Genomic DNA, 11,363 nt, shown 5'->3' on the forward strand with positions numbered 1-11,363 from the left:
GTCGGGATCGAGAATGCGAGGAGAGTCATGAGCACACCACCGGTGGCCGTGATCGGCGTCGGCTGCAGGTTCGCGGGCGGCGCCGACGGCCCGGCCGCGTTCTGGGACATGCTGGTCTCCGGCCGGGACGGCGTCGGCGACCTGCCGGAGGGCCGGTGGCGCGCCTACGACGGCTCGTACCCCGCGGAGCTGCGCCGCGCGGCCGTTCCCGGCGGCTTCCTGGCCGACGTCTCCGGCTTCGACTCCGGTTTCTTCGGGCTCACCCCGCGCGAGGCCGAGCTGATGGACCCGCAGCAACGCCTGCTGCTGGAGGTGGCGTGGGAGGCGCTGGAACACGCCGGGATCCCGTCGCGGTCGCTCGCGGGCGGCGACACCGGGGTGTTCGTCGGCATCGGGTCCGACGACTACGGCCGCCGGATGCTGGAGGACCTGCCCTCGATCGAGGCGTGGACCGGCATCGGCAGCGCGCTGTGCGCGGCGGCCAACCGCATCTCCTACGCGCTCGACCTGCACGGGCCCAGCCTCGCGGTCGACACCGCGTGCTCGGCGTCGCTGGTCGCCACCCACCTGGCGGCCAGGGCGCTCGCCGACGGGGAGTGCGGCGTCGCGCTGGTCGGTGGCGTGAACCTGATCCTCGGGCCGGGTCTCACGCTCACCCTCGACGCCGCCGGGGCGACCTCGCCCGACGGGCGGTGCAAGCCGTTCTCCGCGGACGCCGACGGCTACGGGCGCGGCGAGGGCGGTGGCGTGCTGGTGCTCAAGCTGCTCGACGACGCGCTGCGCGACGGCGACCGGGTCCTGTCCGTGATCCGCGGGTCGGCGGTGCGCCAGGACGGGCGGACCAACGGGATCATGGCGCCGTCCGGTTCCGCGCAGGAGGAGCTGCTGCGCGAGGCGTGCGCCCGCGCGGGCGTCGAACCCTCCACAGTGGACTACGTCGAGGCGCACGGCACCGGCACCCGGCTCGGCGACCCGCTCGAGGCAGGTGCGCTGGCGGCCGTCTACGGCGGCGGGCGCGCCGAACCGGTGCGGATCGGGTCGGTCAAGCCGAACATCGGGCACCTGGAGGCGGGCGCCGGGATCGCGAGCCTGATCAAGGCGTCGCTCGCCCTGCACCACGGGGAGCTCCCGCCGAGCCTGCACTGCGCCACGCCGAACCCCGCGATCGACTGGGCCGCGTCCGGTCTGCGGGTCAACACCACCCGCACACCATGGCCGCGCGGGCAGCGGGTCCGGCGGGCCGGCATCTCCGGGTTCGGCTACGGCGGCACCATCGGGCACGTCGTGCTGGAGGAGGCACCCGTCCGCGCCGAGGCGACCGCACCGGACGACGGGCCGCGGCTGTTCCCCCTGTCCGCGGCGTCGCCGGACGCCCTGCGCTCGACCGCCGCCCGGCTCGCCGAGCACGACGACCTCGCCGCGGTCGGCCACACCCTGGCCCACCGGCGGTCGCACCTGCCGCACCGCGCGGCCGTGGTCGCGTCGACCGCGGCGGAACTGGCCGACGGCCTGCGGCTGGTCGCGGACGGCGAGGCGCTGCCCAACCCGGTACCGCCCGACCCCGGCACCGGGCTCGTGTGGGTGTTCTCCGGGCACGGCGCGCAGTGGGCGGGCATGGGCCGTGAGCTGCTCGACAGCTCACCGGAGTTCGCCGCCGCGGTCGCCGAGCTGGAACCGGTCTTCCTGGAGGAGATCGGCTTCTCCCCCGCGCAGGTCCTGCGGGACGGCGACTTCGACACCATCGACCGCATCCAGACCATGATCTTCGTCGTCCAGGTCGGCCTCGCGGCGCTCTGGCGGGCGCACGGCGTCACGCCGGACGCGGTCATCGGCCACTCGGTCGGCGAGATCGCGGCCGCGGTCGCCTGCGGCGCACTGAGCCCGCAGGACGGCGCGCGGCTGAGCTGCCGCCGGTCCGCGCTGCTGCGCCGGGTCGCCGGGCAGGGCGCGATGGCGATGACGTCGCTGTCGTTCGAGGAGGCGAGTGACCGGCTCGGCGGACGCACCGACGTCGTCGCCGGCATCTCCGCGTCGCCCTCGTCCTGCGTGGTCTCCGGCTCCCCCGCCGCGATCGACGCCCTGGTGCGGGAGTGGTCCGACGACGTCCAGGTCCGCCGGGTCGCGTCCGACGTGGCGTTCCACAGCCCGCAGATGGACGCGCTCACCGCCGATCTCGCCGCGGCGGCGAGCAGCCTCGACCCGCGCGAGCCGCGGATCACCATGTACTCCACGGCCCAGGCCGATCCCCGTTCCACCGCGCCGCTCGACGGCGCGTACTGGGCCGCGAACCTGCGCAACCCGGTGCGCCTGCTGGACGCGACGCGGGCCGCGATCGAGGACGGCCACCGGCGGTTCATCGAGATCTCGGCTCACCCGGTCGTCGCGCACTCGCTCACCGAGACGCTCGGCGACGAGGACGCGTTCGTCGGGATCACGTTGCGGCGCAACAAGCCCGAGCAGGTCTCGGTGCTCACCGCGCTGGGTGCCGCGTTCTGCGCCGGTGTCGACGTCGACTGGGACCGCCTGCAGCCCGCGGGCGACCTCGTCGACCTGCCGTTGCACGTCTGGCAGCACACCCCGCACTGGCACGAGTCGTCGGTCAGCGGCACTGTGCAGCAGCACGACCCGGCCGACCACGCGCTGCTCGGCGCCCCGGTGCCGGTGGCGGGCAGGCCGGACCTGACGCTGTGGCGCACCACCCTCGACGACGCGAACCGCCCCTACCCCGGCAGCCACACCATCCACGGCACCGAGATCGTCCCGGCCGCCGTGCTGGTCAACACCTTCTTCCGCGCCGCGGGAACCACGGCCGTCACGGACGTCGACCTGCGCCTGCCGGTGCGCGCCGGCGAGATCCAGGTCGTGCGCGACGGGACCGGCCTGCGCGTCGCCGGGAAGTCCGGGGGCACCTGGCTCACCCTCTGCACCGCCACGACCGGCGCGGTCCCCGACCTGCCGGCTCGGCTGCCGAAGCTGCCCAAGGGGTCCGCGCCGCTCGACCCCGGCCACGTCCGCGACCACCTCCGTTCGGTGGGCGTACCGGACATGGCCTTCGAGTGGACCGTCGAGGAGCTGCTGCGCGCCGGCACCGTGCTGCGCGCCCGCGTGCTCGCCGACGGCTCCTGGCCCGCCGTGCTGGACGCCGCGCTGTCCATCGCCCCCTCCGCGTTCCCCGGCCCCGCCGAGCTGCGGGTCGTCGCCGGGATCGGCGCCGTCCAGGTGACCGGCACGCCGTCGCCCGTCGTCGACGTCCAAGTGTCCGTCACGGCGGACGACACGGTCGACGTGCTGGTCGCCGGCACCGGTGGCACCGTGCTGGCCCAGCTGACCGGCCTGCGGTACGGCGGTCCGGCCACCCGGTCCACCCCGGCCGAGCAGGTGCACGAGATCGCCTGGCGGCCCCTCGATCTCGGCGACGCCCGCGAGGTCGTCCCCGGCGTCACCGACGAGGTGTTCCTCGCACCGGACGGGGAGCCGGCCGAGATCGCCTGGCAGCTGCTGGAGAAGGCACAGCAACTGTCCATGATGGACGAACCGCCGCGTCTGTGGTGCGTCACGACCGGTGTCCGCGAGAGCGCGAGCCCTCAGGCGCTCGCGCAGTCCGTGCTGTGGGGCCTGGGCCGGGTGCTGGCGACCGAGTACGAGGAGTTCTGGGGCGGCGTCGTCGACCTGCCGGCCGACGGCTCGACCGACCGGCTGCACGAGGTGATCGGATCCGCACCGGCCTCGGACGTGATCTCCATCCGCGGCGACGGGGTCGAGACGGCGACGCTGCGGCCCGCCTCGGGCGAACCCACCCACGCGCCGCTGACCTGCCGTCCGGACGGCACCTACCTGATCACCGGCGGGCTGGGCGTGCTCGGCCTGGAGGTCGCGCGGTGGCTGGCGGAACGCGGCGCCCGGCGGCTCGTGCTCGTGGGCCGCACGCCGTTCCCCGCGCGCGGCGGCTGGGACGACCACCCCGACCGGCGTCAGGTCGAGGCGGTCCGCGGGCTCGAGAACGCCGGTGTGACCGTCCGCTGCGTCGCGCTCGACATCACCGACGCGGAGGCCGTGGCGTCGTTGCGGGAGCTGGACCTGCCGCCGATCCGCGGGATCGTGCACGCGGCGGGCGTGCTCGACAACCGCATGGCCGTCGACGTCGACCTGGCGTCGATGCGGACGGTGCTGGCACCGAAGGTCACCGGTGCCGCGAACCTGCACGCGGCGTTCCCCGCCGGCAGCCTCGACTTCTTCGCCCTGTTCTCGTCCTGCGGCCAGTTGCTCGGCCTGCCCGGCCAGGCGACCTACGGCGCGGCCAACGCGTTCCTGGACGCGCTGGCGGCCCACCGCCCGGACGTCACCAGCCTCGGCTGGACGTCGTGGCGCGGACAGGGCATGGCGGTCAACGCCTCCGTCGACCGGCAGCTCGCCGCCCGCGGCGTCGGCGACATCTCCGCCGACGAGGCGTTCCGCGCGTGGGATTTCGCGGCGCAGCGCGGCCCCGGCCACTACCCGGTGCTGCGGGTGGTCGCCACCGCGGACGCCGACCGCCCGCCGCTGCTGGGTGAGCTCGCGACCGCCGAGGCCGTCCCCGCCGCGGCACCGGACGACTTCGACGGGCTGGAGTCGGATCAGTTGCAGGACAAGCTCATCGAGGTGATCGGCGCGCAGATCGCCGGGGAGATGCGGATGCCCGCGGCCTCGCTGGACGTCCGCAGGTCGCTCGTGGAGCAGGGCCTCGACTCCGTGCTCACGATCGTGGTGCGCAAGCGGCTGGAGAAGCGGTTCGGTCACAAGCTGCCGTCCGCGCTGCTGTGGCAGCAGCCCAGCGTCACGGCGATCGCGGACCACCTGGCGGAACGGCTCACCACCAGCTGATCGCACGACGTGAGGTGGCCGGGATCCCCTTCCCGGCCACCTCTTTCGTCACTCCACAACGGACATGCGAAAGCGGGCCGGCTCCCGGAGGAGCCGGCCCGCGTCGTTCGTGCGGTCAGAAGCTGGGTGCCGAGGTGGGCGCCCGCAGCGTGCCGAGGTAGGGGTGCCAGAGGTGGTCGGGGTTCGCCTCGACGGCCGCCACGACCTCCTTCATCGCCACGAGCGCCTTGGGCTCCTCGCCGTCGTACACGTCGCCCTGCAGCATCTTGAGCACGTCCACGCGGTAGCGGTGGTCCTGCACGAACGCCGTGAACAGCACGTTGAGCCGGTAGTAGATGGAGATGAACTCGTACCAGTACTTCACCGCGCGCCGCAGCTTCGTCTCGTACGTGCCGAAGCGGTCCTTCTCGTACGAGCCGGCGGCGTGCGCGGCGATGATGTCCTGGGCCGCGATCCGCGCGCTGTTGAGCGCCACGCTCACGCCGCTGGAGAAGATCGGGTCGACGAACCGGGCCGCGTCGCCGATCAGCACGAAGCGGTCGCCGCAGATCTTCTCCATCGCGTAGCTGTAGTCGCCCTCGACCTTGAACGGGCGCAGCCGCTGGGAGTTCTTCAGCGCGTCGGCGAGCTCCGGGCGGCTGGAGACGAAGTCCCAGAAGAACTCCTCGCGGTCGCCGGAGCTGTCGCGGAAGCGCTTCTTCTGGGTGACCACGCCGATGGACGTGATGGTGTCGGTGATCGGGATCTGCCACACCCAGGTGTCCTTGATGGGCAGGAAGTGCACGAAGATGTGGTCCACCTGCGACGCGTCGCCCGCGAGCGCCCCGCGGTCGAGGCCCTCGAACCAGGTGTGCACCGCGTACTGGTCGAACACGGGGTCGCTGACCTTCACCTTGAGCTGCTTGCCCAGCAGGGTCGAGCGGCCGGAGGCGTCGACCACCATGCGCGCGGTGAACGGCACGTCGCGCGGGCCGACCCGGCAGGTCAGCCGGACCTCCTCCGGCGAGGAGAAGTCGACGTCGCGCACGCGGACGCCGTTGAAGACCGTGGCGCCCTGCTCCTGGGCGTGCTTGAGCAGGATCGCGTCGAACCGGCCGCGGTCGACGTGGAACGTGTAGTCGCGGTCCACCCCCGGCTGGTTGCGCTCCACGAACTGGATGTCCGCGGTCCAGCCGTGGCTGAGCCCGCTGTAGCCCATCTTCGGGATGTCGCGCGACTCGGCGGAGGTCCAGGAGGCGCCGTACTTCTTCGGGAACCCGGCCTCGTCGATCTTCTCCAGCACGCCGATCTCGGCCAGCACCGGCGTGGTCGCGGGCACCAGCGACTCGCCGACGTGCTCGCGGGGGAACGTCTCGCCCTCGAACACGACCACCTTCAGCCCGGCCCGCGCCAGGTAGGACGCCATCGTGGAGCCGGCGGGGCCGCCGCCGATGACCGCGACGTCGTAGTCGGGGCTCATGCGCGCACCGCCTGTTCCTCGTGCAGCATCGCGGCGATGGTGCGGATGTCGGCGAAGTGCTGTACGTCGATCTTCGTCAGCGGGACCTGCACGGCGAACTCGTCGCGGATGAAGGCCATCAGCACGGCGATGCGCAGCGAGTCGAGGACGCCCGACTCGATCAGCGGGGTGGCCGCCGTGAGCTCCACGTCGTCGGAGTCCGACAGGAACTCCCGTCGCACGAAGGCGAGCAGCGCGGAGACGTATTCTTCCTCGGTCATCGGTTCTCACTCTCGTCGAGCAGGGCAAGTTCTTCGTCGGACATCCGGTCGAGCTCGGCGCGCACCTGCTGCTCGACCACGGCGGCGAGGTCGGCGACGGTGCCGCCCTCGAAGACCGCGCGCATCGGCACGGTCACCTCGAACTCGGACTGGATCGTCGCGATCAGCCGGATCGCGAGGATCGAGTTGCCGCCGATGGAGAAGAAGTGGCTGTGCGCCCCGGCGGGGACGCCGAGCAGCGCGGTGAAGATCTCGGCGATCCGTTCCTCGACGACACCGCGCGGCGCGACGAGGGTCTCGACGGCGGGGCCGGGAGGTGGAAGCGCGGCGCGGTCGAGCTTTCCGTTGGCGGTCAACGGGAACGCCGCGAGCGAGGTGAACGTGACGGGCACCATGTAGGCGGGCAGCCGTTCCGCGCACCAGCCGTCCAGCTCCACGTCGCCGGCCACCGGCACGTAGTAGGCGGTCAGCACGCCGCCGGGCGCCACGACGACCGCGTCGCGCACGCCGGAGTGCTCGGCGAGGACGGCGGCGATCTCGCCCAGTTCCACGCGGTAGCCGCGGATCTTGACCTGCTGGTCGCCGCGGCCGACGAAGTCGACGTCACCGCCGGGCAGCAGCCGCACGAGGTCGCCGGTGCGGTAGAAGCGCGCGCCGGGCGGGCCGAACGGGTCGGGCAGGAAGCGCTCGGCGGTCAGGTCCGGCCGGTCCGCGTAGCCGCGGGCGACGCCGGCGCCGCCGACGAACAGCTCCCCCACGACCCCGACGGGCACCGGCCGCAACCGGGAGTCGAGCACGTGCATCGTGACACCCGGCAACGGTTTCCCGATCGGTACCGTGTCGCCGAGCGGCCGCCGCACCGGGTGCGTGCAGGCGCCGACGGACGTCTCGGTGGGGCCGTACTCGTTGACCAGGCCGTCCCACTGCGCGGCGAGCCGCGGCGGCAGCGCCTCACCCGCGACGACGATCACGTCGGCGAGGGACCCGCGTTGCTCGGGCGTCAGCTGCTGCGTCAGCACGTCGAGGTGGCCGGGCGTGAGCTTGAGGAACCCGTACGGCGCCGCGGCCAGCAGGTGCGCGCCGAGCACGGAGAGGTCGAGGTCCTGCGGCAGCAGGTGCGCCGGGTGGCCCGCCAGCAGCGGCGCCCACACGTTCGGCACGACCAGGTCGAACGCGACCGACGAGAACACCGGCGCGCCACCGGTTCCGGCGAGCTCGCCGACCGCCCAGCGGACGTGGTTCGCGAGACCGCGGTGCGGCACCTGCACGCCCTTGGGGCGACCGGTGGAGCCGGAGGTGTAGATGACGTACGCCAGCGCGTCCAGGTCGGTCTTGCGCGGCAACGGGGTCGCGTCGCCTTCGCAGTCGTCGGGCCGCAGCCCGTCGAAGCCGTCCCGGCGGGTGATCAGCACGTCGGCGCCGGCGTCGGCCAGCACGTACCGGACGCGGTCGGCCGGGAAGTCCGGGTCGAGCGGGAGGTAGGCGCCGCCGGCCTTCCACACCGCGAGGAACGCGGCGGGCAGGTCCGCGCCGCGGTCGAGCCACACGCCGACGACCGACTCGGGCCCGACGCCCGCCGCGCGCAGCCTGCGCGCCAACCGGTTCGCGTGCGCGTCGAGCTCGCCGAACGTCACGGTCCCGCCGGGCACGACCAGCGCGGTCGCGTCGGGCGTGGCCGCGGCCCGCCGTTCGAACCCGTCGAGCACCGAGGACGTGACCGGCTCGACGGGGTTGGCGCTCCAGGACAGCACGTCGCGCAGTTCGTCCGCGGGCATCAGGTTCGCGGTGCCGAGCGGCGTGCCGCCCGTGACCGAGGCCAGCAGCTGCCCGAAGTGCCCGGCCAGGCGTTCGACAGTCGAGTGGTCGAACAGCGAGGTCGCGTACTCGACCATGCCCGTCATCGAGCCGTCGGTCTGCTCGCGCAAGTAGAGCGTGAGGTCGGTCTTGGCGACCTGCGAGGCCTCGAGGAGGGTGGCGAGCTCCGCGTCGTCGGCGGGGGCACCGGTCAGCTCGGCGCCGTGGAAGTCGAACGCCACCTGGTAGAGCGGCGTGCGGGAGAGGTCCCGTTCCGGGGCGAGCGCGGCCACGAGCCGTTCGAACGGCAGCTCCTGGTGGGCGAACGCCTGCTTGCAAGTGTTGCGCACGGAGTCGAGAGCCTGTTCGAACGTCAGGTCGCCGTCGAGGCGGCAGCGCAGGACGAGGCTGTTGAGGAAGAACCCGACGACGTCCTCGACCTCGGGCCGGTCGCGGCCGGCGACCGGGCTGCCGATGATGACGTCCCACTGGGCGGTGTAGCGGGCGAGCAGCGTGGCGTAGGCGGTGAGCAGCACCATGAACGGGGTCGCGTCGCTGCGCCGGCCCAGCTCGGTCAGCTGCCGCACGACCTCGGCCGGGACGGTGAAGCCCACCACGGCGCCGCGGGCGTCGCGGGCGGCGGGACGCGGGTGGTCGGTGCGCAGCGCGAGCGGCGTTGCTCCCGCCAGTTCCTCGCGCCAGTGCGCCAGCTCCCGTTCGAGGACGTCCTCGGTGAGGCGTTCGCGTTGCCACACGGCGAAGTCCGCGTACTGGACGTCCGGAGTGGACGGTGTGCCGCCCGCGAGGATCTCGTGGAACTCGCGCTCCAGCACCGCGGAGGACCAGCCGTCGCAGACGATGTGGTGCATCAGCACGACGAGCCGCCCGGCCGCGGGGAACAGCAGTGCCCGCACGACGGGTCCGGCGGCGAGGTCGAAGCCGCGCCGCGCGTCCTCGTCGAGGACGGCCGCGATCCGGTCGGCGGGAACGTCGAGCACGCGCAGGTCCATCGGCCGCGGCGGGTCGACGACCTGGCGTGGTTCGTCGTGCTCGACGACGAACCGGGTGCGCAGCGATTCGTGCCGTGCGACCAGGGAGTCCAGTGCCGTGCGCACGGAAGTCTCGTCGGCGTCGGTACGCAGGAACAGCCCGGAGACCCACTCGCGGGCGGCGGGGTGGATGCGGTCGAGCAGCCACAGCCGCTGCTGCCCGAACGACAGCGGCAGCGCGCCGTCGCGGGGCACCGGGCGCACCGGCACCGCGGACGGCGGGCGCGGGTCGATCAGCCGGGCCTGTGCCGCGACCGTGGTCGAGCCGAGCAGGGCGGCCAGCGGAACGTCCACCCCGGTGGCCGCGCGCAGCCGGTTGCCGAGCCTGGTCAGCTGCAGCGAGGAGCCGCCGAGCCGGAAGAAGTCGTCGTGCGCGCCGACCCGCTCGACGCCCAGCAGCTCCCGCCACACGCCCGCGACCAGCTCCTCGGCCTCGGTCGTCACGGCGGGGCCGGACACGCCGGGTGCGGGCAGGGCGGCCCGGTCGACCTTGCCGCTCGACGTGCGCGGGAAGTCGTCGACCTCGACGAACGCCGCGGGTACGTGCGTCTCGGGCAACCGGGTGGCGAGGAACGCGGCCAGGTCCGCCTCGGCGTCCGTGCGCACGTAGGCGGCGAGGCGGGTGGTGCCGTTGGCGGCGGTGTAGGGCGCGACCACGGCCTGGCGCACGGCGGGGTGGGTGCTCAGCACGGCCTCGACCTCGCCGGGTTCGATCCGCACGCCGTCGACCTTGACCTGCTGGTCGATCCGGCCGAGGTACTCCAGGGTGCCGTCGGTGCGGCGGCGGGCGCGGTCGCCGCTGCGGTACCACCGGCCGCCGTCCTCGCCGGGCACGAACCGCTCGGCGGTCAGCGCCGGGCTGCCGAGGTAGCCCTGCGCGACACCGGGTCCGGCGATGAGCAGCTCGCCGTCGGCGGCGAGCTCGACCCGCATCCCCTCGATCGGGGCGCCGATCGGCACCGGGCCGGAGCGTTGCAGGTCGTCGAACCGCTGGGCGGTGACGTCGATGGCCGCTTCCGTTGGGCCGTAGGTGTTCCAGACGGTGACGGGGCAGTTCTCCGCGACCCGCAGGAACCGCTGGACGAGGTCGGCGTGCAGCTGCTCGCCGCCGGACGAGAGCACGCGCAGCGTGGTGCAGCGCTCCCAGCCGGGTTCCTCGACCAGCGCGCGCAGCACCGAGGGCACGACCTGCAGCACGGTGATCCCGTGGTCGGCGATCGCGCGCACGATGGCGCCCGCGTCGCGTTCCGCGCCGGGCGGGGCGAGCACGACGGTCGCGCCGCTGATCAACGGCGCCCAGATCTCCCAGCCGGCGGCGTCGAACGTGAGCGCGGTCTTCTGCAGCACCCGGTCGCCCGCCTCGAGGGCGTGCGTGCGCGAGAGCCACCGCAGCTGGTTACCGATGCCCGCGAGCGTGACGACCACGCCCTTCGGGGTACCGGTCGATCCGGACGTGTAGAGCACGTACGCGGGGTGGTCACCGGTGAGGGGCACGTCCGGCGCGGTGTCGTCCTGGTCGCGCAGGACGGTCAGCTCCGGGTCGAGCACGACGTCGGCTTCGGCTTCGGCGATCACCAGCCGGGGGCGCGCGTCCGCGAGCACCGTCGCCGTACGCTCCGCCGGGTGTGCGGGGTCGAGTGGCGCGTAGGCCGCGCCCGCCCGCCACACGCCGAGCAGTGCGACGACGAGGTTGACGCCGCGGGGCAGCCGTACGGCGACGCGGTCGCCGGGCTCGACGCCGCGGGCCCGCAGGAGGTGCGCGAGCCGGTTCGCCGAGTGGTCGAGCTCGCGGTAGGTGACCTGGCGGGAGCCTTCGACGAGCGCGAGGGCGTCCGGTGCACTGGCCGCCCGCCGCGCGATCCAGGCGTGGGGCACGCTGTCCATTCGTCTCTCCACTGTGTGCGCGATGGGACGGGTTGCCGTCCCGAACCTCTCGCCGGA

At 73.7% G+C, this 11,363-nt stretch carries 4 protein-coding genes; 1 reads left to right on the forward strand and 3 read right to left on the reverse strand.

Going from position 1 to position 11,363, the window contains the following annotated elements; genetic code table 11:
• The first annotated feature begins 27 nt into the window (after positions 1-27).
• Positions 28-4,860, forward strand: coding sequence for an acyltransferase domain-containing protein (locus ACFWV3_RS04115; protein WP_382408004.1), 4,833 nt, complete (start codon positions 28-30; stop codon positions 4,858-4,860).
• A gap of 115 nt (positions 4,861-4,975) precedes the next feature.
• On the opposite strand, the gene ACFWV3_RS04120 is transcribed toward ACFWV3_RS04115, so the two are convergent.
• The 3 genes from ACFWV3_RS04120 to ACFWV3_RS04130 are packed head-to-tail and all read right to left on the reverse strand — an operon-like array spanning position 4,976 to position 11,306.
• Complete coding sequence (locus tag ACFWV3_RS04120) at positions 4,976-6,319, reverse strand: NAD(P)/FAD-dependent oxidoreductase (RefSeq protein WP_382408006.1); 1,344 nt, start codon at positions 6,317-6,319, stop codon at positions 4,976-4,978.
• A complete protein-coding gene (locus ACFWV3_RS04125; RefSeq protein ID WP_382408008.1) occupies positions 6,316-6,579 on the reverse strand; it encodes a phosphopantetheine-binding protein in 264 nt (87 codons plus the stop codon). The genes ACFWV3_RS04120 and ACFWV3_RS04125 overlap by 4 nt, the downstream gene beginning before the upstream one ends.
• Positions 6,576-11,306, reverse strand: coding sequence for an amino acid adenylation domain-containing protein (locus ACFWV3_RS04130; protein ID WP_382408010.1), 4,731 nt, complete (start codon positions 11,304-11,306; stop codon positions 6,576-6,578). The genes ACFWV3_RS04125 and ACFWV3_RS04130 overlap by 4 nt, the downstream gene beginning before the upstream one ends.
• Between the last annotated feature and the right edge of the window lie 57 nt (positions 11,307-11,363).

The organism is Lentzea sp. NPDC059081 (assembly GCF_042738015.1).
Taxonomy (GTDB): domain Bacteria; phylum Actinomycetota; class Actinomycetes; order Mycobacteriales; family Pseudonocardiaceae; genus Lentzea.